Genomic DNA, 23,576 nt, shown 5'->3' with positions numbered 1-23,576 from the left:
TCCGAGTGGGTCGAGTCGAACCGGCTCCGAGTGGTTTTGGTCGGCGAACAGATTGAAGCCGCTCACCCGGGACGGTGAGATATGGACGACGAGGCGTACTACGAGACGGTTCTCGACCAGCTCGACGAGGACGACCTGGAGGCGGTCGCGTCGGCGGCGGCGGCGCTGCACAGCGCGGCGGCGCGGCTGGAGGAGTACGAGGCCGAAAACGGCGCGACGGACGTGGCGGAGCAGTACGGCGACATCGCGCGGAGACAGGAACGCATCGAGCGGCTCGCCGTCGAGAAAACGGAGTGACGTCGCCCGCCGCAGCGACGAGCCGGAGCGGGTCGTCTCGGCTCAGTCCTCTTTCGCTTTCGGGTTCGTGACGGCGCCGTTGGCGGCGGAGCCGAAGTCGCGGGCGTACTTCGCGAGGACGCCGCCGGTGTACGGCGGGTCGTTCGGCTCCCAGTCGTCGGCCCGGCGCGCGAGCTCGTCGTCCGTCAGGTCGACGGAGAGCTCGCGGTCCGGGATGTCGACGGTGATTCGGTCGCCGTCTTCGACGAGCGCGATGGGGCCGCCGTCGGCGGACTCCGGGGCGACGTGTCCGACCATCGGGCCGCGGGTGGCGCCGGAGAAGCGGCCGTCGGTGAGCAGCGCGACGTCGTCCTCGTGGCCGGCGCCGACGACGGCGGCGGTGACGCCGAGCATCTCGCGCATCCCGGGGCCGCCGCGCGGGCCCTCGTTCCGGATGACGATGACGTCGCCCGACTCGATGCCGCCGGACTGGACGTACTCCATGGCGTCCTCCTCGTTCTCGAAGACGCGCGCCGGGCCCTCGTGGCGGAAGGCGTCGTCGCCGGTGACTTTCAGGACGGCGCCGTCTGGCGCGAGGTTCCCCGTCAGGACCTTGATGGCGCCCTCCTCCTGGTACGGCTCGTCGACGGTGTAGACGAAGTCCGCGTCGATGAGGTCGTCCTCGGGGATGATGGCGGCGTCTTCGAGGTGTTCGATCTCCTCGGCGACGGTGCGGCCCGTGACGGTCATGGCGTCGCCGTGGAGGTAGCCGCCCTCCAGCAGGCGGCGCATCACGACCGGGACGCCGCCGACCTCGTGGAGGTCGAGCATGACGCGGGTGCCGCCGGGCTGCATGTTCGCGATCTTCGGGGTGCGGCGGGAGATCTCGTCGAACTCCTCGATGTCGAGGTCGACGTCGGCTTCGGCGGCGAGCGCGAGCAGATGGAGGACGGCGTTCGTCGACCCGCCCATCGCGACCTGGACCGCGATGGCGTTCTCGAACGACTCCTTCGTCAGGATGTCAGACGGCCGGCGGTCCTCGCGGACGCACTCCAGCGCGAGTTCGCCGGCGTGCCGCGCGACGTCGTACCGCTCTTCGGACTCCGCGGGCGGCGACGCGGAGCCGAGCGGCGCCATGCCGAGCGCCTCCGCGATGGACGCCATCGTGTTCGCGGTGAACATGCCGCCGCAGGAGCCGGCGCCGGGGCAGGCGTTCCGCTCCAGCGAGTCGAGTTCCTCGGCGGACATGTCGCCTTCGGCGTAGGTGCCGACGCCCTCGAAGACGTTCTGGACCGTGACGTCGCGCCCCTCGTGTTCGCCGGGCATGATGGAGCCGCCGTAGAGGAACACGGACGGCAGGTCGGTGCGGATGGCGGCCATCAGCATCCCCGGGAGGTTCTTGTCGCAGCCGGCGACCGTCACCAGCGCGTCCATGCGTTCGCCGAACGAGACGAGTTCGACGGAGTCCGCGATGACCTCGCGGCTGATGAGGCTGGCTTTCATCCCCTCGGTCCCCATCGAGATGGCGTCGGAGATGGTGACGGTGCCGAACTCGATGGGCATGCCGCCGGCGTCCTCGATGCCGTCGCGGGCCGCGTCCGCGACGTCGTCGAGGTGGACGTTACACGGCGTGATGTCCGCCGCCGGGTTCGGGATGCCGATCATCGGCGACGACAGGTCCGCGTCGTCGTAGCCCATCGCCCGGAACATCGCGCGGTGCGGCGCGCGCTCGGCGCCCGACGTGACCTCGTGACTCCGGAGCTCCTCGGACTTCTCGCCCGCGAACTCCTCGTGCTCACCGCCTCGGCCGCGACGCTGCTGCTCGCTCATAGTCGGAGGGTCGGTGCGCGCGCTGATAAACCGTCGCCCGCGGACAGTTCTTGCTGTCGATTCGAAAGCCGCGCCGCGGCGACGACGCGGCGCCGCGGCTCGAACGGAAACGCGAGCCGCGAAACCGCAAGAGAAACCGGACCGGGGAGCGCGGTCAGCGAGCGCCGCTCAGCACTCCGACCAGCCGCAGGACTCGCAGGTCTTGCAGCCTTCGGAGTAGTACAGCGTCATGCTGCCGCAGTCGGGGCACTCGGGGGATTCGCCGTTCGCGATGAGTTCGTCGACGGCGTCGGACTCCTGGGCCGCGCCGCCGCCTGCGGCCTCGGGGCCGCCGGCCGCGGGTTCGGGGCCGGCGTCGGTGTCGACGTCCGCCGCGTCGACGTCGACCGCCGCGCCGCCGTCGGCCTCGTGGCTGTCGGCGGCGACCGACACGTCGTCGAGGTTCTGCTGTTCGGGGTAGCCCTTCTCGACGTCGCCGTCGAGGTAGCGGCGCATCGCGGTGCCGATGGCGTCCGGGATGGACTGGATCTGCTCGCCCTTGTCCCACGCGATCTTCGGCGACCGGGTGCCCTGCAGTTCGTCCACGATCTCCCGCGGGTCAACGCCGGAGCGCAGCGCCGTCGAGATGACCTTCGCGAGCGACTCCGTGAAGCTGTTCGTGAAGCCGCCGGAGTGGCCGATGTTCGCGAACAGCTCGAACGGCTCGCCGGTCTGCGGGTCCTCGTTGATGGTGACGTACATCTTGCCGTAGCCGGTCTCGATGAGCTGCGTGATGCCGTGCAGCGAGTCCGGCCGCGGCCGCTTTTCGGTGTAGTCGATGTTGACGGTCTTCTGGTCGGCCGCTTCGAGCAGCTCGTCGATTTCGGCGTCGACGGCGGCGCGGACGTCGTCGTTGTCGAGGAACGCCTCGATGCCGCCGAACACCTCCGAAATCTGCTCGACGATGGTTTCTGCGGCCTCGCTCTCGTCAGCGAACTCGGCGTTGTCCGCGCGGGTCGTCAGCACCTGCTTCGACCGGGTGCCGTCGCGGTAGTACGTGACGCCCTTCCCGCCGTGCTCGTAGATGTACTCGAAGACCTCCTGCGCGTCCTCGACGGTGGAGTCGTTCGGCGCGTTCACCGTCTTCGAGATGGCGGAGTCGACGCCGGCCTGACAGGCGACCTGGACGCCGGCGTGGTCCTTCGCGTCGAGGTCGCCGGTGACGACGAACAGTTCGCCGATCGCGTCCGGCACCGTCTCCAGCCCGTCGACGCCGTCGAACTCGTTGTTCGCCATCTGCTGTTGGGCTTCCTCCTTGACGGCGTCGACGTCGATGTCGTTCGCCTCCAGCGTGCGGAGGAAGTAGTCGTCGAACTCGACGAGCATCTCGTCTCCCTGCACGTCGTCGGAGACGTTCTTGTAGTAGGCGACGTTGTAGATGGGCTCGCAGCCGCCGGTGGTGTTGCCGACCATCGACGTCGTCCCGGTCGGCGCGATGGTCGTCGTGTTGTGGTTCCGGATGGAGAAGCCGTCCGCCCACTCGTCGGCGTCGAGGCCGACGTACTGCTCGAACCAGTCGCGGTACTCCGTCGGGTCGGCGTACTTCGAGTCCGCCCAGTCGTTGAACGAGCCGCGCTCCTCGGCGAGTTCGTGGCTCGCCCACTTCGACTCGTGGTTGATGTGGGTCATGAGCTGCTCTGCGATCTCGTTGCCGACGTCGCTGCCGTAGCGGACGCCGAGCTGGATGTACAGCTGCGCCAGCCCCATGACGCCGAGCCCGATCTTCCGCATGTCCCGCACCTTCTGCTCGATTTCGGGGACCGGGAAGTCCGACATCGTGACGACGTTCTCCAGGAACCGCGTCCCCATCTCGACGCGGTAGTCGAACTCGTCCCAGTCCATCGCGTCGTCGAGGAACGCCTCGACTGCGGCCTCCGTCGAGTCGTACTCGTCGGCGTGCTCGTCGCTCCAGACGCGCCAGTCGGGCGCGTCGAGGTCGGCGAGCGTGGAGAGGTTGATGTGGCCGAGGTTACACGCCTCGTACTCCTCGAGCGGCTGTTCGCCGCAGTTGTGAACCACGAGGCCGTTTGCGACGAACGAGTGCGTTTCCGGTTCGGTCAGATCGTACACCGGTTCGTGCCCGTCGGACTCGACCGACTCGACGGTCGCCTCGAAGCGCTCGGCGTACGGTCCGCGGTCGTAGTCGTCAAGGCGCTCGTCGAGTGCCTCGTTCTTCGAGTCGAGCAGGAAGCCGATCTCCTCGCGGAACCGAACGAGGTTGTCCTTGGCGACGACGAGGTCGTGGTCGGCTTGACGCTCGTACATCGCGGTGTCGCCGGTCCCGTCGGGCATCTCCTGCTCGCCCGCCTCGTGGCGCTCCTCGTAGATCTTGCTCGCGATCCCGAAGTTCAACAGGAGCTGCTGTGCCTCCTTCAGGAGACTCGTGCTCGTGCTCGTGAGGCGGACCGAGTTACCCTTCTCTTGTGTTCCCTGCACGCCGCCGTCAGCAGTGAACAGCGCACGCAGGAACGCACGGGCCATCTCCTCGCTTCCGCGCATCACCGCATCGGGAATCCGAAGCTTCTCTTCCGTGAGCCCCGCCTCCTCGGCGTACTCGTACAGCCGGGTCGACCGGACTCGCTGTTCGATCGCCTGTGCGCCGCGGTAGTCGTCGCCGCGGGCAATGTCAGAAACACCGACCCCGTAGTCGGCGTTCCCAGTCGGCTCGCGAACCACGTCGTTCACGTCCGCAGCGAACGACTCGGAGAGCTCGCTGTCCCCGTCGTAGAAGTTGAGGACCGCTCGCTCCTCGCCGTGCTTGAGGTGACCGTCGCCGACGAGCCACCCGAGAACGCGACCCTCCGCCGCAGAGCCGTGCTGACCGAATGCGCCCTTCCGGTTCTGGATATGGACGGTGTCGCCCGAATCGAGTTCACCGGCCGCAACCCAGCCTTCGTCCGTCATTACGCGGTGATCGGCGGTGAGGCGGAGTTCGTACCCCTCCTCGGTCGTCAGCTCGAACACGTCCTTCTCGCCCGTCTTGTAGACGCTGCTCGCCTCCTTGACCGTCTCCTCGCTGAGGCGACCGTCGACGACCACGTCGCGGGCGACGCCCTGCTCGTACAGTTCCTCGGCCGGGACGAGCCCGTTCTCCGTACTGATGAGCGTCTCTCCGGTGACACACGGGTTCGTCGCGAGGATGCGGTGGTCCGGGTGCTCGTCGACGTCGAAGCTGTGGAGCTTGTTCACCCGTTCGAGGTAGATGACGCCCGGTTCGCCGTTCTCGTGGGCGCCCTCGACGATCTGCTCCCACAGTTCGGCGGCGGGCACCGACAGCACCTCGCCGACCTCGACGTGTTCGCCGAGCCCGAACATGTCGTACAGCTCCTTCGTCTCCGGCGTCGCGACGTGCGGCTCCTCGGTGCGCGGGTTCGTGAACGTGAACTCCTCGTCGTTCTGGAGCGCCTCCATGAAGTCGTCGGTGACGCCGACGGAGATGTTAAAGTTCGACAGGTGGCCCTCGACGGCGTTCCGGAGGTGCTTCGGGACGCGGCCGTCCTCGTCGATGAGCTCGCGCGCCTCCTCGAGCGCCTCCTGGAAGCTGGTGTGGGTATAGTCGTCGGGGTCGTTCAGCCGCAGCGTGTTCGCCAGCGAGACGTCCTTGTTCTTCGCGTGGAGGAACTGGATGACGTCGGGGTGGCTGACGCGCATCACGCCCATCTGGGCGCCGCGTCGCGCGCCGCCCTGCGCGATGGTTTCGCACATCTGGTCGAACGTCCGCATGAACGTGATGGGGCCGGACGCGATGCCGCCGGTGGAGCCGACGGCGTCGCCGTACGGCCGGAGCTTCCAGAACGCGTAGCCCATGCCGCCGCCGGACTGGAACACCTGCGCGGCCTCCTTGGCGGTCTGGTGGATGTCGTCGATGTCGTCGTCGGGCGAGTCGACGAAGCAGGCGGAGAGCTGCTGGAGTTCGTCGCCGGCGTTCATCAGCGTCGGCGAGTTCGGCATGAACGACAGCCGCTCCATCAGCTCCTGGAACTCGTCGGCGACGTCGGCGACGTGCTCGCGGACGTCCGTCGGCAGTTCGGGGACGACGGTGTCGTACGCGAACTTGTTGACGTTGTAGACGGAGAGCGTGGTTTCGGCGTCGTCCTCCGGGGTGACGCCGGCGCCGAACACCTCTTCGGCGAGCTCGTCCCGCCGCGGGTGGTCGGGCTTGAGCTGGTCGGGCGTGACCTCGATTTCGACGCCCTGGTTGTCGGCCTCGTAGACGGCTTCGGCGAGCGCGACGTTCTTCGCGACGCGTTCGAACAGCTCCTCTTGGGTCTCGGTGAGGTTGCCGTCGGCGTCCTTGCGGAGGTAGCGCGCCGGCAGAATGTTGTCGTAGGCGTTGCCGGTGAGCCGCTCCTGTAGCGTGTCTCCTTCGGTCCGCTTGATCGGCAGTTCGAGTTCGTCGGCGCCGAGGTCCGCGCGGCTCATTCGTGAGATACCTCCCCGGTACAGCCCCTGAGCTGACCGGATTCCGTGGTGATGTAGTGGTGTTCCATGGTGAGTTTCGGACGGAATTCTCCTTCCGGATGCACACGCATAAGCAGTGCGGGTCCGGGTGGAGTTGTGTTAGTTCAAGCGAGCTTGTCCGGCGGCTCGCTGAGCGACGCTGGGGCGAAGATGCCCCGTGTGGTACACACAGAGGCTAACGGACGAGCCACCATAAGAGTGTGCAGAGCGGAGCGAAAGTGTCGCCGTCCCCGGATTACGCGCGAAACCGCACGACGCGACCGCTGAACAGACTCGTGTATAGTACGCGGTTCCGAACGTCGTACCAAACCGTCAGCCCCGGAGTCGGCGGCCCGGCTCGACGCGGCTGGTCGGGGACAAGCGGTATGTGGCGGGGGTGAGAACGCCGGGGTATGACCGCATCCGCGCTCGCCGCACCGACCGTCGCTTCGCTCGCCGCTCCGCTCGCCGCCGCGCTCCTCCAGCTTCCCGAACCGCTCAACACGACGCTCGGGAAGGTGTTCCTCGCGCTCGTCGCCTTCCTCGCGGTGCTTCTGGTCGGCCGCATCGTCATGAAGGTCGCCTGGAAGCTCGCGCTCGTCGCCGCCCTCGTCGTCGGCGCGTTCCTGCTCGTCACGACCTACCTGCTGTGAGCGGGACTCGCAAGCGGTAAACCGTCCGCGCGAAACCGCCATAGCATGCTCATCACGCTCGAAGGCCTCGACGGCAGCGGGAAGACGACGGCGTGGGAGGCGCTCCACGACGTCTACCCGGACGCCGTCTTCACCCGCGAGCCGACCGATTCGTGGTACGGCGACGCCGTGAACCGGTCGCTGAACGAGGACGACTCCGACCCGCTCGCCGAGCTGTTCCTGTACACCGCCGACCACGCCGACCACCTCTCGCGGGTCGTCCGGCCGGCGCTGGCGGACGACGAACTCGTGATTTCGGACCGCTACACGGACTCGCGGTACGCCTACCAGGCCGCGTCGCTGTCGGGGACCGACCTCCAGCGGCCGCTCGAGTACGTCCGCGGCATCCACCAGGCGTTCACGCGCGAACCGGACGCGACGCTGTTCTTCGAGGTCGACCCGGAGACCGCGGCGGCGCGCGCCGGCGCGACCAACAAGTTCGAACACGCCGCGTTCCTCGCGCAGGTCGAATCGAACTACGAGCGGCTCGTCGACGCCGAGCCGGAGCGGTTCGTCCGCATCGACGCGACACGCTCACCCGAGGAGGTGCTCGACGCCGTCGAGGACGCCGTCGCCCGCCTCGTCGACGCCGACTGACCCGCATACCCGAGTTCCGCCGCCCGCGGCGACGCGGCGAACGGACGTTTATCACCGATGACGACCGACACACAGCCATGTCTCAGAGTGGCATCGCGGCCGCGGTCGCCGTCGCGGTCCTCGTCGTCACGGCGGGGTGCGGCGCCGTCGGCGGCCCGGGCGGTTCCGGCGACGACGCCCGAACCGTGAATCCGGCGCTGCGGGAGACGCCGACCGCGACGGCGACGCCGACGCCGGGGCCGCCGCCGGGCGTCGGCCGCGGGAACGTCAGCGTCTGGGTGGTGACGAACGCCCACGAGGACGCGCTCGACGGCCGGAGCGTCACGGTGCGGTACCGCCGGACGGTGGTGGCGGCCAACGGCACCGCGCTGGCGACGGTGACGGAGACGCGGCGCCGCGACGGCGACGCGCTGCTGTACGAACTGCGGACCGGCGGCGCGAACCCGAACGCGGTCGCCGTGCCGTCGTGGAACGCCTCGGTGTGGACGAACGGGACGTGGACCGCCACGCGCCGCGTCTTCGGCGAGCGCGGCCCGCCCGGCGAGGACGGCAGCGGCGGCGCCGTGCGGTACGGCACCGTGGACGGCCGGCCGGCGTGGAGCGGCGTCGACGGCACCGGCGCGGACCTGCTCCGCGCGACGCTGGCGCCGCTGACGCTCGAGTACGCCGGGACGACCACCCGCGGCGGCGAACGGCTGTTCGTGCTCCGCGCGACCGACGCGTGGGCGGCGGACGGCTACCCGAGCGGCGTCTCGAACGTCTCGCTGGCCGCGTTCGTCACGGCCGACGGCGTCGTCCGGTCGTACCGCCTCCGCTACGACGCGGTCTACGGCGGGGTTCGGGCGACGTCGACGGCGCGGTTCCGCGTGACCGGCGTCGGGACGACGACGGTCGACCGGCCGGCGTGGGTGGCCGACGCCGTGGCTGCGGCGGCGAACGGCTCGCAGAACGTGACCGCCGACTGAACCGCTCAGTCCGCGGATTCGGGGAGTTCGTACTCCTCCGGCGGCGGCACGTACAGCACGTCGATGGTGAACCCGAGCGCGAGCGGGACGCCGACCATGACGGCGAGCAGCAGCGGCGCGCTCGTGAACACCGGCGGAATCACCATCCCGGAGACCATCGTCAGGAACACGAGTACCAGCGGCGTAATCATGAACGAGTACGCCACCCAGCCCCACCGGGTGTTCAGCCGGATGCGGAAGAACCGTGCGAGCACCGCGGCGACCAGCGTGTGAACCGCGACGGCGACCGCGAGCAGCCCGAACGCGAGGAGCGACGCCATACCGGACGGTCGGGCCGCGGCGCCTTTCACGTTGTCGGGTAGCGCGGCGGAGGCGGTGGCCGTGCGGCGGGAACGGCGAAAACCTTGATTGGGCTCTCTCCTGTGTCTCGCCGCATGACAGTTCGGGGGCGCGTCAGTCGGCTGTTCGGTCCGTGGGTCGTGAGCGCCCTCGGCGTGGCGCTGCTCGGCGTCCCGCTGTACGACATGTACGAGGACGCCTACGTGCCGCCGCAGAAGTCGCTGCACTCCACCGTCGTCGAGAACAGCGTGCTGATACTGCTCGCGCTCTGTATCGCCGCGGCCGGCGTCTGGCTGGCCCGGCAGCCGTGGAGCGACGACCGGAAGCGCAGCGTCGTCCGCTGGACGGTCGCCGGCGCCGCCGCGGTCGGCCTCGTGTTCGGCTGGATTCTCGGCGTCCAGTACTTCGCCCAGCACGACCTGAAGCCGGTCATCATCGCGATGGACGCCGTCGTCGTCGGGTCGCTGGCGACGTTCGGCGTCGGCGTCTACCACAGCCGCGAGCAGCAGCGCCGCGAGGAGCTCGCCGAGAGCGAGCAGCGCTACCGGTCGCTCATCGAGGACGTCCTCGACTCCCAGGAGGTCGCCCAGCTCATCGTCGGCGACGACGGCCGCGTCGTCTGGGCGAACGCCGCCATCGAGGAGTACTTCGGGCTTGACCGCGACGCCGTCGTCGGCCGCGACCGGCTGGACCTGCTCGGCGAGCGCGCCGACCTGTTCACGGTTCCGGGCGACGGCGACTTCGGGCGTCTGCTGCGGGACGCCTACGACGAGGACGAGGTCTGCGAGTTCGAGTTCCGGATGGATCCCGGCGTCCGCGGCGACGCCGCCGGCGACGCGGTCGCCGACGGCGGCGTCGACCTCGCGGACGCGCCGTCGGACGCCAAGTGGTTCGAACACTGGAGCAAACCCATCGAGACCGGGCTGTACGCCGGCGGCCGCGTGGAGCGCTACGTCGACATCACCGACCAGAAGCGGCGGGAACGGGAGCTGGAGCGCCGCGAGTCGATGCTGCGGGAGCTGTACGACGTCATCTCCGCGAAGGACCGCGAGTTCGACTGGAAGGTCAGGGAGCTGCTCGAAATCGGCGAGCGGCTGCTCGACACCGAGGTGTCGGCGTTCGCGACCGTCGACGGCGACGACTTCCGGTTCGAGGTGGTGCGCGCCGGCGGCGACGTCGACGAGGACGCCGTGTTGCCGCTCGCGGAGACGCACTGCGCCGAGACGGTCGCCTCCGACGGCGCGATGCGGTTCGACGCGCCGGCGAAACTCTCCGAACACGACGGCGGCGACATCGAGTCGTACCTCGGCGCGCCCGTGACGGTCAGCGGCGAGCTGTACGGCACCGTCTGCTTCATCGCGCCCGGCGAGCGCCGCGACTTCGAGAACTGGGAGCTGACGATGGTGGATCTGATGGCGAGCTGGCTCGGCTACGAGCTGGAGCGCCGGCAGCGCGAACAGCAGCGGGAGGCGGAGCTGCGCGAGCAGCGCAGCGTCTACACGTCCGTCGTCGAGGCCGTCACGGAGTACGCCATCTTCACGCTCGACGAGGACGGCCGCGTCACGAGCTGGAACGAGGGCGCGCGCCGCCTCAAGGGCTACGACGAGGAGGAGGTGCTCGGCGAGCACCTGTCGACGTTCTACCCGCCCGAGTACCGCGAACAGGGCCGCGCGGAGACGCTGCTGGGGACGGCCGCCGAGAACGGCCACGCCGAAGACGAGGGGTGGCGGGTCCGGAAGGACGGCTCGCGGTTCTGGGCGAACGTCGACCTGACCGCGCGGTACGACGACGACGGCGACCTCGTCGGCTACACGAAGATCACGCGCGACATGACCGAGCGGCGCGAACGCGAACAGGCGCTCACCGAGCAGCGCGAACAGCTCGAGTTCATGAACCGCATCCTGCGGCACAACCTCCTGAACGGGCTGAACGTCGTGAACGCCCGCGCCGACATCCTCGGCGGCCACGTCGACGACGACTACGAGGAGCACCTCGACACCGTGACACAGCGCGTCGACGACATGGCGGACCTCATCGAGACGATGCGGTCGTTCGTCGAGACCGTCGTGGAGGGCGACGAGCGCGAACTCGAAGCGGTCGGCCTCCGCGACGTGCTCGCGTCAGAGGTCGAAAAGACCCGGACCGGCTACGACGACGTCGACGTGTCGTTCGACGAGCCGCCGGACGTCGCGGTGCTGGCGGACGACCTGCTCGGCGAGGTGTTCGAGAACGTCCTGACGAACGCCGTCGTCCACAACGACGCCGACGTCGCCGAAATCGACGTCTCCGTCGACGTCGACCCGGAGACGGTCCGGGTCCACGTCGGCGACAACGGCCCCGGCATCCCGGACGACGAGAAACGCGAGGTCGTCGAGAAGGGCGTGAAGGGGCTGCAGAGCCCCGGCAGCGGCTTCGGCCTCTACCTCGTGAAGGAGCTGCTGGAGGCGTACGGCGGCGACGTCGACATCGCCGACAACGACCCGCGCGGCACCGTCGTGACCGTGACGCTCCGGCGCGCCGACGAGGAGCCGACGAGGGAGTCGGAAGACGGCTCGGCCGCCGGCGGCAGCCCCGACGCGGACGCGGATGCGGACCCGGACGGCGACGGCGACCCCGACGCGGCCGGCGAGTCCACCGCCGGCTCCGCACCCGAATCCGGGGCCGAGTCGGCCTGAGCGGCGTTCGAGGCGGCGGGGCGGCGGCGGCGACGCGGACGGAACGACTTTTCCGCGTCGGCCGCCGAGACGGAGCCATGAGTGACGACCTGCCGACGGCGACGCTGCACACGAACCACGGCGACATCACCGTGGAGCTGTACGCCGACCGCGCGCCCCGCACCGTCGAGAACTTCATCGGCCTCGCGGAGGGCGCCGACGACTACGAGAACACGGAGGTCGCGCCCGGGACCGGCGCCTGGGAGGACCCCGACTCCGGCGAGAAGCGCATCGACCCGCTGTACAGCGACGTCGAGTTCCACCGCATCATCAGCGACTTCATGATTCAGGGCGGCGACCCGACCGGCACCGGCCGCGGCGGCCCCGGCTACGAGTTCGACGACGAGTTCCACGACGAACTCCGCCACGACGACGCCGGCGTACTCAGCATGGCGAACTCCGGCCCGGACACGAACGGCTCGCAGTTCTTCATCACGCTCGGCGCCCAGCCGCACCTCGACGACCGCCACGCGGTGTTCGGGAAGGTCGTCGACGGCATGGACGTCGTCGAGGAAATCGGCTCCGTCCCGACGGGCCGCAACGACGAGCCCCGCGACGAGGTCGTCCTCGAATCCGTCGACGTCGACCGGTAACCAAGGACGCGACGCCGACGTCGACTCGGCGACTCAGCAGCGACTCGGCCACTCGGCGACCCGGCGACCCGACGGCGGACGGCCGGCGGCGAGCACGGCCGCGACTCGGCGCTGTTCTTCGGACCCGCAGCGAAGCCAGCGGCGGCGCCGGGACGCCTCGACGCGGAACGAATCGCGCGCCGCGCCGCGGTCAGCGCGCCTCGGCGCTGGTGGCGCGGGCCATGAAGTAGACGGCGACGCCGCCGAGCGCGAGGTCGAGCGCGCCGAGGACGGCGACCGCGGGGACGAGCGTGTTCCAGACGCCGCCGAACGCCGTGACGTCGATGACGGTCATGACGTCCTGCCCGAACATCAGGGCGCGGGCGGCGTCGACGCCGTACGTGATGGGGTTGAGCGCGGCGACGGTCTGCACCCAGCCGGGGAGAATCTCCAGCGGCAGGAACGCGCTGGAGAGGAACAGCAGCGGGAACTGGAGGATGTTCACCGAAATCATCGTGGACTCCTGGTCGCGCGTGACGAGCGCCATGATGTTCGAGAACGCCGTGAACCAGACGGCGAACAGGATGCCGACGAGGACGATGCCGACGCCGCCGAGGAGGCCGGTGGCGACGTACTCGCCGGGGTTGCCGCCGGTGTCGAACCACAGCAGCACGTAGCCGAACGTCAGGATGATGCAGATCTGGACGACGATGCGGAGCACCTCCGAGAGCGACTTGCCGAGGAAGACGGCGCCGCGGTGCATCGGCGAGACGAGCGCCTTCTCGAACATCCCGGACTCGATGTCCTCGACGAGGCCGATGCCGGAGGTGGTGGCGGCGATGAGCGACACCTGAATCGCGATGGCGGGGACGAGGTAGGTGACGTAGCTGACGTCCGCGCCGAGGCTCTGCCCGATGGCGCCGCCCGTGATCTGCCCGAACACCTCGGTGAACAGCACGAGGAACATGACGGGGTTCAGCAGCGAGAACGTCATCACGAACGGGTTCCGGACGGTCTTGAGAATCCACCGGCGGAGGTTCACCCAGGTGTCCGTCAGGAACCCGTTCCCCGCCGACTTCCGCCCGCGTTCGGCGCTCATCGGGACACCTCCGTCTCCGCTGCGTCGCGGTCGGCGTCAGCGGTATCGGTGCCGGCGGTACCGGCGTCAGCGGTGTCGGCGGCGCCGTCAGTGGCCGCGTCCCGGGCCGCGTCGCGGTCGGAGGTGCCGCCGGCGTCCGAATCCGCGTCGTCCGCGTCGGCGTCCGGGTCGGCGTCGTACTCCTCGCCGGTCACCGCGAGGAACACGTCGTCCAGCGTCGGGCTTCGGACGTTGAAGCCGACGATGGTGAGGCCGGCGTCCCGGAGCGCGACGAGCAGGTCGGTGCCGTGTCGCCGCGCCTCCGAGGACGTGACGAGGACGCCGGTGTCGGTCGGTTCGACGGCCCCGGGGGCGTCGACGAGCCGCGAGTCGACGGCGATGTCGCGGGCGCGTTCGACGTGCTCGTCGGTCGGGTCGTCGAGTTCGACTTCGAGCACGTCGCCGCCGACGCGGGACTTGAGTTCGGCCGGCGAGCCGGTGACGGCGATTTCGCCGTCCCTGATGACGGCGATGCGTTCACAGAGCTGGTCGGCCTCCTCGAGGTACTGGGTCGTGAGGAAGATGGTGGTGCCGCGGTCGTTGATGCGCTCGAAGTAGTCCCACAGCCGGTTCCGGGCCTTCGGGTCGAGCCCGGTGGTCGGCTCGTCGAGGAACACGATCGGGGGCTCGTGGACGAGCGCGGTCGCGACGTCGAGCCGCTTTTTCATGCCGCCGGAGAAGTCCTTCGCCTGCTTGTCGGCGACGTCCGCGAGGTCGACGAGCGCGAGCAGGTCGTCGATGCGGTCGCCGCGTTCGCTGCGGGGGACGCCGTAGGCGCCGCAGGCGTACTGGACGTTCTCGCGCGCCGTGAGTTCGGGGTCGATGCTGGTCTCCTGGGCCATGTAGCCGATGGATTCGCGGACCTTCCGCGGCTCCGACTCCACGTCGAAGCCGTTGACGGCGACGCTGCCGCTCGTCGGCTTCAACAGCGTCGTCAGCATCTTGATGGTCGTCGTCTTCCCGGCGCCGTTCGCACCGAGAAACCCGAAGAACTCGCCCTCCGGGATGTCGAACGAGACGTCCGTGACGGCCTCCGTCCCGTCGGAGTACGTCAGTTCGAGGTGCTGTGCGTCGATTGCGTTCACGGTCGCCGGAACGACACTCGGACACCTAAACCTTTTGAATGAACGTTCAATCAGCACGCCGTCCGGCGATTATCCACCGACGCGTCCACCGTCGATCCCGGTACCGCGGCGGCGACCGGGACGACGGTCCCGGAGGCGACCGCGACCGCGACCGCGACGACGCCGATGAGACCGCGACTGCAGCGACCAGAGAGACGATGACCGCAGCAGCGACGACGGCAGAAGGAACCGCAGTTACTGGTGGCGAAGAGAACAGCGGAAGAACCGGGCGGGCGGCGGGCGACGGCCGCGGCTCAGACGCACTCGACGAGGAAGTTCCGGATGACGTCGTGGCCGAAGGCGGTCAGCACGGACTCGGGGTGGAACTGGACGGCCTCGATCGGGTGCTCGCGGTGGCGGACGCCCATCACGAGTTCGGTGCCGTCGTGGTCGGTGGTCGCGGTCACGTCGAAGCAGTCCGGCACCGCGGTGGCGACGAGCGAGTGGTACCGGCCGGCCTGAAACCCCTGCTCCAGGCCGGTGTAGACGCCGCGGCCGTCGTGTTCGACCGGGTACGCCTTCCCGTGAATCGGCTCGGGTGCGTGGCCGACGTCGCCGCCGTACTCGTAGACGGCGGCCTCCAGTCCGAGGCAGACGCCGAGCGTCGGGACGTCCGGCGAGAGTTCGCGCAACACCGGCATCGTGACGCCGACGTCGCGGTCGTTCCGCGGGTGGCCGGGGCCGGGGCTGACGAGGATTGCGTCCGGGTCGGTCGCGGCGACGTCGTCGAGCGACGCCGCGTTCTTCAGCACCGAGACGGTCGGCGCGCCGTCGTCGAGCCGGAGGTCGGAGACGTACTCGACGAGGTTGTAGGTGAACGAGTCGTAGTTGTCGACGACGGTGACGTTCATCCGTCCACCTCCGGGTCGCCGCCGTCGGTCGCGGCGTCGCCGGCGAGCGACTCCGCGTCGACGGCGACGCGGTCGACCGCGTCGAGCACGCCACCCATCTTCTGTTCGGTCTCGGCGTACTCGCTCGCCGGGTCCGAGTCCGCGACGATGCCGGCGCCGGCCTGCACCGTGAGTTCGTCGCTGACGGCCGCGTCCTCGCGGGCCGCGTCGTCGCCGGCGGCGTCTCCGCCGGCCGCGACGTCGACGCCGTGGTCGACCGTCGCGGTCCGGATGACGATGGCGAAGTCGGCGTCGCCGCTCCACGAGTAGTAGCCGACGCCGCCGCCGTAGACGCCGCGCGGCGACCGTTCCAAGTCGTCGATTATCTCCATGGCGCGGACCTTCGGCGCGCCGGTGAGCGTCCCGGCGGGGAACGTCGCGCGCGTCGCGTCGAAGGCGTCGGCGTCCGCGGCGAGCGTCCCGGTCACCGTGGACTCGATGTGCTGGACGTGGCTGTACTTCAGGACGTTCATGAACTCCTCGACGCGGACGGAGCCGGCCTCGGAGACGCGGCGGACGTCGTTGCGCGCGAGGTCGACCAGCATCGTGTGCTCGGCGCGCTCCTTCCCGTCGGCCAGCATCTCGCCGGCGAGCCGGCGGTCCTCGACCGGCGACGCGCCGCGCGGGCAGGTGCCGGCGATGGGGTTCGAGACGACCCGGTCGCCCTGCACCGACACCAGCGTCTCCGGCGACGCGCCGACGACCGACCGGTCGCCGTGCCGCAGCAGATACATGTACGGCGAGGGGTTGACGTCGCGCAGCGACTCGTACAGCGCGAGGTCGTCCACGTCGCCCTCGACGGTCCGGGTCCGCGAAATCACGCCCTGGTAGATGTCGCCGTCGAGGACGTGCGACTTCGCCTCCCGGACCGCCGCCTCGTACTCCGGTTGCGGGCCGGCGGTCTCGGCGGTCCGCCGGATGCCGTCCGGGTCGGGCGGCGACGCCGACGCGAGCGTCCCCGCGACGTCTGCGGCCTCCGCGGCGAGTTCGTCGTAGACGGCGCCGGCGTCGGCGTCCGGCGCGACGACCGGCGTACACACCAGCGTCACCGTCCCCTCCCGGTCGTCGAACGCGACGGTCTTCGTGGTGAGGACGAACTCGGCGTCGGGCACCACCGGGTCGGGCCGGTCGACGCCGACCTCCTCCAGCCAGAGGTCGTAGACGGCGTCGTACGCGAGGAAGCCGACGAGGCCGCCGTCGAGGAACTGCCGGTCGGCGTCCGGGAAGCCGACGCGCTCGACGTCCGGGAGCGCGGCGCGTACGCGGTCGACCACGTCGCCGTCCGCGACGTCGACGTAGTCTGCGGCGGGGCCGAGCCGTTCGACCTCGGTGCGGTCCGGGTGGACGGTCACGACCGCCTCGGGGTCGTAGCCGACGAACGAGAACCGGGCGTGGCGGTCCGCGCCGGTGTCGGCGTCGCCGGCGTCGCGGCCGCCGTCCGTGGACGCCGAGAAGGCGCCGGCGGGGTCGCTGGAGGCGACTTTCTCGGCGCTCTCCAGCAGGAACGAGTGCGTCGAGCGGTCGGCGAGCGCGGCGTAGGCGGTGAGCGGCGCGACGTCGACGTCGAGGTCGGCGGTGAGGTGGGCGACCGCGGCGCCGTCGGCGTCGTCGACGAGCGCGACGAACTCCTCGCGGTCGGGGCGCAATGACGGCGTCACTCGTACACCTCCTCGGCCTCGCCGAGCGACCGGCCGGCGTTCCGGACGAACCGGGCGACAGCGGTGTGGTCTTTCACGCCGCCGTCGCGCTCGACGCCGGTGGCGACGTCGACGGCGAACGGCTCGACGGCCTCCGCGGCGCTCGCGACGTTCTCCGGGGTGAGGCCGCCGGCGAGCACGACCGGCGAGACGAGGTCGCGCGCGAGGTCAGCGGTCGCCGCCCAGTCGTGCGTCTCGCCGGTGCCGCCGGCACCGGATTCGTCGGTGGAGTCGACGAGGATGGCGTCGGCGGCCTCGTCGAGTTCGTGCGCCCGGTCGGGGTCGTCGGCGTCGACCACCGGGACGACCTTCGTGTCCGTCTCGGCGCGCAGGTAGCCGATGTCGGTCTCGTCGACGTCGCCGTGAATCTGCACCACGTCGGGCGTGACGAGCCGGACGGCGTCGACGGCCTCCCCGACGGAGTCCGGCATCGTCACGAGCGTCGTCGTCAGGAACGGCGGCGCCGCGGCGGTCAGGGTCGCGGCGTTCGACAGCGACACCTCCCGCGGCGAGTCGACCGGGACGTCCGCGATGACGCCGACCGCGTCGGCGCCGGCGTCGGCGACCGCGCGGAGGTCGGTCTGGTTCGTGACGCCGCAGATCTTGACGCGCGTCATGCCTCCCGCATCGCGTCGAACGTCTCGGCGGCGTCGCCGTCGTCGATGGCGGCGGCGGCGCGCTCGACGCCCTCGGCGATGCTGTCGGCCTCGCCGGCGACGTAGACGGCGGCGCCGGCGTTCGCGAGGATGACGTCGCGTTTCGGCCCGGTGACGTCGCCGCGGACGATGCCTTCGAGGTCCTCGGCGTTCTCCTCGGGCGTCCCGCCGGCGATGGCCGAGACGGGCGCCTGCTCCAGCCCGAGGTCGTCGGGGGTGAGCGTGAACTCGGTGACGTCGTCGCCGTCGACCTCCGCGGCCGTGGTCGGGCCGTGCAGCGCGATTTCGTCGGCGCCGTCGCCGTGGACTACGAGCGCGTGCTCGACCGGCATGTGCGTGAGCGCCTCGGCGATGACCGGGACGAGGTCGGGGTCGTAGACGCCGAGCACCTGCGCGTCGGCGCCCGCCGGGTTCGTCAGCGGCCCGAGGACGTTGAACAGCGTCCGCATCCCGAGTTCCTTCCGCGGGCCGATGACGGCCTTCATCGCGGGGTGGAACACCGGCGCGAGCATGAAGCCGATGCCGTCGCGCTCGATGGCCGCCTCGACCGCCGGCGGTTCGGCGTCGACCTCGACGCCGGCGACCTCGAGGACGTCCGCGCTCCCGGACGAGGAAGAGACGGAGTAGTTGCCGTGTTTCGCGACCGTGACGCCGGCGCCGGCCGCGACGATGGCGGACGTCGTGGAGACGTTGATGGTGTTGTAGTCGTCGCCGCCGGTGCCGCAGGTGTCGACGAGCGGGTCGCGGTCCGGGTCGATGGTGCGGGCCGCCTCGCGCATCCCCTGGGCGAACCCCGCGATTTCGGCCTCGGTTTCGCCTTTCGCGCGGAGCGCCGCGAGCAGCGCGCCGATCTGTGCCTCGGTCGCGTCCTCGAAGACGAGCGTCGACGCCTCCCGCGCCTCCGCGACGCTCAGGTCCTCGCCGTCCGTCACCCGCCGGATGTAGTCTTGTATCGTCATGAGTGGAACACTGGTAGACGAGTTCGTCGTACGATGTACAAGTGTGTTCATCAACTTAACCCTGTCGCGACCGTGCGGACCCGTGACAGCCCGCCGCCGGCACCGGGTCGAAAATTGGTGGAGTCGCCGGCGACGACGCCGGAACGAGCCCAGCCGTCCGGTTCGGCCGGCGAGGGACGCACCGCGTCCCGCCGGTCAGCGACAGGGGAACCGGTTAGGGGGAAGTCGCATCGGCGCCCGAGTCGGGACGCACGCAGCCGTGGCGTCACCGGCCGGAGTCGAAGCCCGCATCGGCGTCGATGCCGGCGTCGGCATCCGTGCCCGTGTCGGCTCCGGCGGTCGTGTCCGCGTCCGCGCGGGTCCTCGCGTCGCCCTCGCGTTCGCGCGCGAGGAGCAACCGTATCGCCGCTCGGATGGCGGCCGCCCGGTTCGGGTAGACGCCGTCGTCGACCAGCGCCTGGAGCGCCTCGGTCGTGGACCGAGGGAGTCTGACCGTGACGCGGTCGACACAGGGCTCGTCAGATTCGGGGGGAACGTCGACAGACATGTGAAACCAGCCCGCTGCTGAGCGGGCGCGGACTTCTCTACAGCGGCTGCGAGGGTAAATACCCGCCTCAAGGTGGAAGTAATCAAACCCCGGAAGCGGCCGGCGGACGCCGCCCGAAACCGTGACCGTGCCGCGGTTCTCGCCACCGGTTTCCGTTCCGGTGGCTACGTCCCGTCGGTCGCGTCGCCGGCGGCGTCGCGTTCGAGGATGACGCCGCCGGCGCCGACGGCGACGTCGAGGCCGTCGGAGACGGCGACGTCGAGGAGGTTCTGCTCGGTCATCGTCGCCTGCGGCCGCCAGCCGACGACGGGCGCCCGCTCGTAGATTCGGCCGTCGTCGGCCGCGACGGTGAGGTCGTCGCCGGCGGCGTCGACGGCGTTCAGGTCCGCCTCGCCGACGCGCACCGGCGTCCAGTTGTCGCGGCCGCGGTCGTAGCGGTGCGCGAGGCCGTCGCCGCCGACGACGAACAGTCGGCCGTCGGTGCCGACGACGTCCGCGAAGTCCGTCTGCGCGCCGTCGACGCCGATTTCGACCCAGTCGTCGTCGCGCCGCGCGTACGCCTTCCCGTTCGTGTCGATGGCGTACGCGACCGCCGCGTCGCCGCCGCGGCCGCCGGAGTCGTCGGAGGCGCCGGAGACGTCGGCGTCGCCGGGGCCGTACGTGACCGCGTAGATGGAGGAGCCGCCGCCGGCTTTCACGACGTCGCGCCACTCCGGGGCGTCGTCGTCGCCGATTTCGGCCTCCAGGAGTTCGCCAGAGCCGTTCGCCGCGACGACGCGCTCGTCGCCGCGGACGCCCGCGACGGCGACGTCCTCCCACGTCGACGTCTTCTCGCCGGGCGCGGAGTAGTCGATGGTTCGGCCCTCGACGAGGTCGTACGCGCCGAGCGCGCCCGAACTCCCGGCGAACCAGACGCGCCGCCCGTCGTCCGTCACGTCCATCCCGAACAGGGTGTCCCGCTTCGCGTTCACGCCGGCGTCGAGCACGACGACCCACTCGCCGCGGTGCCTGAACAGCACCTGCCCGTCGCCGCCGGACACCATCGGCCCCTCGGCGGTGACCACGACGCCGTACAGCGTCTCCTCCGTCGGTGACTCCACGCGCCGCCAGTCCCCGTCGAAGTCGGCGTACTCCTCGCGCCAGTCCGGCGGGTCGGCGTCGCCACCGGCGGCGTCTGCGGTTCCGGCCGCGGGTCCGTCTGCGTCGCCTGCGGCGGTCATCGGGCGCCTCCGCGGGCCTGCCGCGCGGCGGCGACCCGTTCGAGCGCGAGCGCGCCGGCCGCCTCGCGGTACCGGAGGTCGTCCGCCTCGGCGCGGGCGTGGACGGCGTCGAAGGCAGTCCGCAGCCGCTCGTCGAGCTCGTCGACGACGCGCTCGCGCGACCAGTAGTTCCGGGTGCGGTTCTGCACCCACTCGAAGTAGGAGACGGTGACGCCGCCGCTGTTCGCGAGCACGTCCGGGACGACCGCGACGCCGCGCTCGGCGAGCACGTCGTCGGCGTCGGGCGTCGTCGGTCCGTTCGCGCCCTCGACGACGACGTCCGCGCGGACCGCCTCGGCGACGTCGTCGGTGATGACGCCGCCGAGCGCCGCCGGAATCAGGACGTCGACGTCCAGCCGCAGCAGGTCGGCGTTGCTGATGCGGTCGGCGTCGTGGTCCGTGACGGCGGTCGGCCGCTCGGCGAAACTCGGGACGGCGTGCGCGTCGAGCCCGTGCGGGTCGAAGACGCCGCCGCCGGCGTCCGAGACGGCGACGACATCCGCGCCCCAGTCGTCGAGGAGCCGCGCGGCGTTCGCGCCGACCGCGCCGTACCCCTGCACGGCGACCCGGGCGCCGTCGACGGAGCGGCCGCGTTCGCGGAGCGCGTGCCGGGTCGCGAGCGCGGTCGACCGGCCGGGTGCGCTCGCGCGGCCCTCCGAGCCGCCGGCGACCGGCGGCTTCCCGGTGACGACGGCCGGCTCGTACGGGTCGGCGTACTGGTCCGCGAACCAGCCCATCTCGCGGGCCGTCGTCCCGACGTCGGGCGCCGGGACGTCGCGGTCCGGGCCGACGACCGGCGCGAAGGCGTCGGCGACGGCTCGGGTGAGCCGCTCGGACTCGGCGGCCGAGAGCCCCCCGGCGTCGACGGCGACGCCGCCTTTGCCGCCGCCGAACGGGACGCCGGCGATGGCGCACTTCCACGTCATCCACGTCGCCAGCCCGACGCACTCGCCGCGGTCCACCGCGGGGTGGAACCGGATGCCGCCCTTGTACGGACCGCGAGCGTCGTCGTGCTGCGCGCGGAACGCTGGCAGATGCTCGATTCGGCCGTCGTCGCGCTCCAGCGGCACCGTCGTCTCGAACACCCGGTCCGGGCGGCGCAGGCCGCGCAGCACCGCCGGGTCGACGTCGACGTGGCGGGCCGCCCGGTCGAGCTGTCGACGCGCCGCGCTGGCGGCGTCACTCATCGGTCGCCTCCGGCGGATTCGCGGCACCGACGGTTCCGCCGGCCGCCTCCTCGGCGCCGGCGGCGAGCAGACACTCGGCCTCCCACTGGTGGTGAGCGGCGAGCGCGCGCCGGCCGTCGTCGGTGACGCTGTACGCGTTCGTCCGGCCGTCCACGGGGCGCTTGTCGACGAGGCCGGCGTCGACCAGTTCGCCGAGGTTCTGGTACAGCCGGCCGTGGTTGATGGCGTCGTCGTAGTGCGCCTCCAGCGCCGCCTTGAGGTCGAGACCGTGCGGTCGTTCGCCGTCGAGGCGGGCGACGCCGCGGAGGAGGTTCCGCTTGAAGCCGGTCATGTCGGTGAGCGGCGCCGGGTCGAGGCGCTCCTCGCGGGGCGAGACGTCGATGGGCGTGCGGGTGTCGTGGGTGTCCATGGATGGAGGGGCGGGACGGCGGCGGGTCGCCGTCGAAGCCGCGGCCGGGGGTCGAACCCGGCGTCGGGCCTGCGTACCCGGCGCGGCGTCGCGGAGCACGGCGGGAAGGCGCGGGAGGGGCGAAGCGGATAGCGCGGAGCGGACGGAGGGCGGAGCGGACGGAGGGCGGAGCGGATGGCGTGGAGCGGACGAGCGGCGGGTGCGTCAGCGGGGGTCACCGACGAGCGCGGCCGCGAACGTCGCCGCCGCGAATACGCCGGCGTCGAAGCCGGCGCCCCAGAGCGCTGGGGCGGCGACGACTGCGGCCAGCCCGGACGCGCCGGCCACGCCGGCGGCGACGACCAGCGCGGCGCGAGCGGCGCGTGGGTTCGACGTCGGTGGGGATGGAGCGGGGTGTCGAGTCACGGCGAGTCGGTCGGAGGCGGTGAGCGGGCGGAGCGACGGAACGGCGGAGCGGCGGGGTGGCGAGGTGGTGGAGCGGCGGGGCGGCGGGACAGCGATGTGGTGGAGCGGTGGAACGCTCCACGCGGATAGACAACCGGAGGGGAAAAAGCGGTTCAGAATCCCGCTTCTGCCGCCTTTCGAGCAGTACGGTCGGCGGCGGCCGACGTCTGCCGCCGGCGTCCGAGCGCGTCACGGCGACGCGGGCCGTGGCCCGTCAGCCACCGACGGAGTCATCGGAGCGTCAGCGGGTCGTGGTGCAGGCTGTACGCGGCGCCGACGCCGGCGACCACGAGGAACGCGCCGCGCACCGACGCAGGGACGCGTCCGACGACCGTCAGTCCGACCGCGGCGGCGAGCGTCACGCCGGCGACCGCGGCCGCGACCCGGCGCCTGTACGCCCTCATCGGTCGTCGCTCCCCGGATTCGACGCGTCACCGCGACGAGCCGCGTCGCCGCGGTCGCCGAAGTCGGGCGCGGCGCCGTACAGCCCCGCGAGGGCGACGCCGAACCGTGTCGCGTCGCGCTCGTCGAGGACGGCGACTCGCTCGGCGGCGTCGTCGCGGCATCGGTACAGTTCCCGACGGCCGTCGCGGCGGACGACGGCGACGAGTGACTCCGCGGCCGGCGTGCCGTCTGTCGCGTCGTCGGCGTCCCCGACTCCGTCGAGCGTGAATCGTCGGCCGACGCCGGGGACCGTGGTGGAGGTGAACGTCATGGAGGGCTCTCGTCCGTCCGTTCGGCCCGGCGGCCGGTCGGCGTCCGGATTTCGCGAGTGTCCCGGGGACGCCGACGGCGACACCCC

General features: G+C 71.0%; 22 protein-coding genes. 6 read left to right on the top strand and 16 right to left on the bottom strand.

Annotated elements, in window-relative coordinates; all coding sequences use genetic code 11:
* Positions 1-81 precede the first annotated feature (81 nt).
* On the top strand, positions 82-297 hold the full coding sequence (locus tag ACQUST_RS02620) for a hypothetical protein (RefSeq protein ID WP_435124576.1): 216 nt from the start codon (positions 82-84) through the stop codon (positions 295-297).
* A gap of 42 nt (positions 298-339) precedes the next feature.
* On the opposite strand, the gene ilvD is transcribed toward ACQUST_RS02620, so the two are convergent.
* Together ilvD and ACQUST_RS02610 are read right to left on the bottom strand one after the other, a co-directional pair.
* Entirely contained in the window at positions 340-2,106 is a 1,767-nt protein-coding gene (ilvD, locus tag ACQUST_RS02615; protein ID WP_435124574.1) for a dihydroxy-acid dehydratase, read from the bottom strand.
* Between the two features lie 168 nt (positions 2,107-2,274).
* Positions 2,275-6,567, bottom strand: a complete 4,293-nt coding sequence (locus ACQUST_RS02610) for an LAGLIDADG family homing endonuclease (protein ID WP_435124571.1) — start codon at positions 6,565-6,567, stop codon at positions 2,275-2,277.
* Positions 6,568-6,998: 431 nt separating this feature from the next.
* Here ACQUST_RS02610 and ACQUST_RS02605 point away from each other — a divergent pair, with 431 nt between their 5' ends.
* The 3 genes from ACQUST_RS02605 to ACQUST_RS02595 all read left to right on the top strand — a co-directional run bounded on the left by ACQUST_RS02605 (position 6,999) and on the right by ACQUST_RS02595 (position 8,839).
* Positions 6,999-7,238: a hypothetical protein gene (locus ACQUST_RS02605; RefSeq protein WP_435124569.1), complete on the top strand. Its 240-nt coding sequence runs from the start codon at positions 6,999-7,001 to the stop codon at positions 7,236-7,238.
* A gap of 45 nt (positions 7,239-7,283) precedes the next feature.
* Positions 7,284-7,874: a dTMP kinase gene (gene tmk / locus ACQUST_RS02600; protein WP_435124566.1), complete on the top strand. Its 591-nt coding sequence runs from the start codon at positions 7,284-7,286 to the stop codon at positions 7,872-7,874.
* 77 nt (positions 7,875-7,951) lie between these two features.
* Entirely contained in the window at positions 7,952-8,839 is an 888-nt protein-coding gene (locus ACQUST_RS02595; protein ID WP_435124564.1) for a hypothetical protein, read from the top strand.
* A 5-nt stretch (positions 8,840-8,844) separates the two neighbouring features.
* Here the strand turns inward: ACQUST_RS02595 and ACQUST_RS02590 are convergent, their stop codons facing one another.
* Positions 8,845-9,159: a hypothetical protein gene (locus ACQUST_RS02590; protein ID WP_435124561.1), complete on the bottom strand. Its 315-nt coding sequence runs from the start codon at positions 9,157-9,159 to the stop codon at positions 8,845-8,847.
* A gap of 114 nt (positions 9,160-9,273) precedes the next feature.
* On the opposite strand from ACQUST_RS02590, the gene ACQUST_RS02585 reads away from it, so the two are divergent.
* Positions 9,274-11,853 carry a PAS domain S-box protein gene (locus ACQUST_RS02585; protein ID WP_435124558.1) on the top strand — a complete coding sequence of 860 codons (2,580 nt, stop codon included), beginning with the start codon at positions 9,274-9,276 and terminating at the stop codon, positions 11,851-11,853.
* Positions 11,854-11,930: 77 nt separating this feature from the next.
* Positions 11,931-12,485 (top strand): peptidylprolyl isomerase, encoded by a 555-nt coding sequence (locus ACQUST_RS02580; protein WP_435124555.1) that lies wholly within the window; start codon positions 11,931-11,933, stop codon positions 12,483-12,485.
* A 190-nt stretch (positions 12,486-12,675) separates the two neighbouring features.
* Here ACQUST_RS02580 and ACQUST_RS02575 read toward each other — a convergent pair whose 3' ends face one another.
* The 13 genes from ACQUST_RS02575 to ACQUST_RS02515 form a co-directional block, all read right to left on the bottom strand.
* Positions 12,676-13,563, bottom strand: coding sequence for an ABC transporter permease (locus tag ACQUST_RS02575; protein ID WP_435124552.1), 888 nt, complete (start codon positions 13,561-13,563; stop codon positions 12,676-12,678).
* Entirely contained in the window at positions 13,560-14,687 is a 1,128-nt protein-coding gene (locus ACQUST_RS02570; RefSeq protein WP_435124549.1) for an ATP-binding cassette domain-containing protein, read from the bottom strand. Before ACQUST_RS02570 ends, ACQUST_RS02575 begins: the two co-directional genes overlap by 4 nt.
* A 293-nt stretch (positions 14,688-14,980) precedes the next feature.
* Positions 14,981-15,577: an anthranilate synthase component II gene (gene trpG / locus ACQUST_RS02565; protein WP_435124546.1), complete on the bottom strand. Its 597-nt coding sequence runs from the start codon at positions 15,575-15,577 to the stop codon at positions 14,981-14,983.
* On the bottom strand, positions 15,574-17,274 hold the full coding sequence (gene trpE / locus ACQUST_RS02560; protein WP_435124543.1) for an anthranilate synthase component I: 1,701 nt from the start codon (positions 17,272-17,274) through the stop codon (positions 15,574-15,576). Before trpE ends, trpG begins: the two co-directional genes overlap by 4 nt.
* Positions 17,271-17,930, bottom strand: a complete 660-nt coding sequence (locus ACQUST_RS02555; RefSeq protein ID WP_435124541.1) for a phosphoribosylanthranilate isomerase — start codon at positions 17,928-17,930, stop codon at positions 17,271-17,273. The genes trpE and ACQUST_RS02555 overlap by 4 nt, the downstream gene beginning before the upstream one ends.
* Positions 17,927-18,928 (bottom strand): anthranilate phosphoribosyltransferase, encoded by a 1,002-nt coding sequence (gene trpD / locus ACQUST_RS02550; RefSeq protein ID WP_435124538.1) that lies wholly within the window; start codon positions 18,926-18,928, stop codon positions 17,927-17,929. Before trpD ends, ACQUST_RS02555 begins: the two co-directional genes overlap by 4 nt.
* Before the next feature lie 265 nt (positions 18,929-19,193).
* Positions 19,194-19,475, bottom strand: a complete 282-nt coding sequence (locus ACQUST_RS02545; RefSeq protein WP_435124535.1) for a ribbon-helix-helix protein, CopG family — start codon at positions 19,473-19,475, stop codon at positions 19,194-19,196.
* A gap of 164 nt (positions 19,476-19,639) precedes the next feature.
* Positions 19,640-20,695, bottom strand: a complete 1,056-nt coding sequence (locus ACQUST_RS02540) for a hypothetical protein (protein ID WP_435124532.1) — start codon at positions 20,693-20,695, stop codon at positions 19,640-19,642.
* Entirely contained in the window at positions 20,692-21,921 is a 1,230-nt protein-coding gene (locus ACQUST_RS02535; RefSeq protein ID WP_435124529.1) for a Glu/Leu/Phe/Val dehydrogenase dimerization domain-containing protein, read from the bottom strand. The genes ACQUST_RS02540 and ACQUST_RS02535 overlap by 4 nt, the downstream gene beginning before the upstream one ends.
* Complete coding sequence (locus tag ACQUST_RS02530; protein WP_435124526.1) at positions 21,914-22,330, bottom strand: PadR family transcriptional regulator; 417 nt, start codon at positions 22,328-22,330, stop codon at positions 21,914-21,916. Before ACQUST_RS02530 ends, ACQUST_RS02535 begins: the two co-directional genes overlap by 8 nt.
* 204 nt (positions 22,331-22,534) lie before the next feature.
* Entirely contained in the window at positions 22,535-22,735 is a 201-nt protein-coding gene (locus ACQUST_RS02525; RefSeq protein WP_435124524.1) for a hypothetical protein, read from the bottom strand.
* A gap of 269 nt (positions 22,736-23,004) precedes the next feature.
* Positions 23,005-23,178 carry a hypothetical protein gene (locus tag ACQUST_RS02520; RefSeq protein ID WP_435124522.1) on the bottom strand — a complete coding sequence of 58 codons (174 nt, stop codon included), beginning with the start codon at positions 23,176-23,178 and terminating at the stop codon, positions 23,005-23,007.
* A complete protein-coding gene (locus tag ACQUST_RS02515) occupies positions 23,175-23,489 on the bottom strand; it encodes a hypothetical protein (RefSeq protein ID WP_435124519.1) in 315 nt (104 codons plus the stop codon). The genes ACQUST_RS02520 and ACQUST_RS02515 overlap by 4 nt, the downstream gene beginning before the upstream one ends.
* Between the last annotated feature and the right edge of the window lie 87 nt (positions 23,490-23,576).

This window comes from Halobaculum sp. D14, from assembly GCF_051195135.1.
In the GTDB taxonomy this organism is placed as follows: domain Archaea; phylum Halobacteriota; class Halobacteria; order Halobacteriales; family Haloferacaceae; genus JBNTKA01.
Note: the sequence above shows the minus strand (reverse complement) of the source record. Positions and strands in the feature narration are given on the sequence as shown.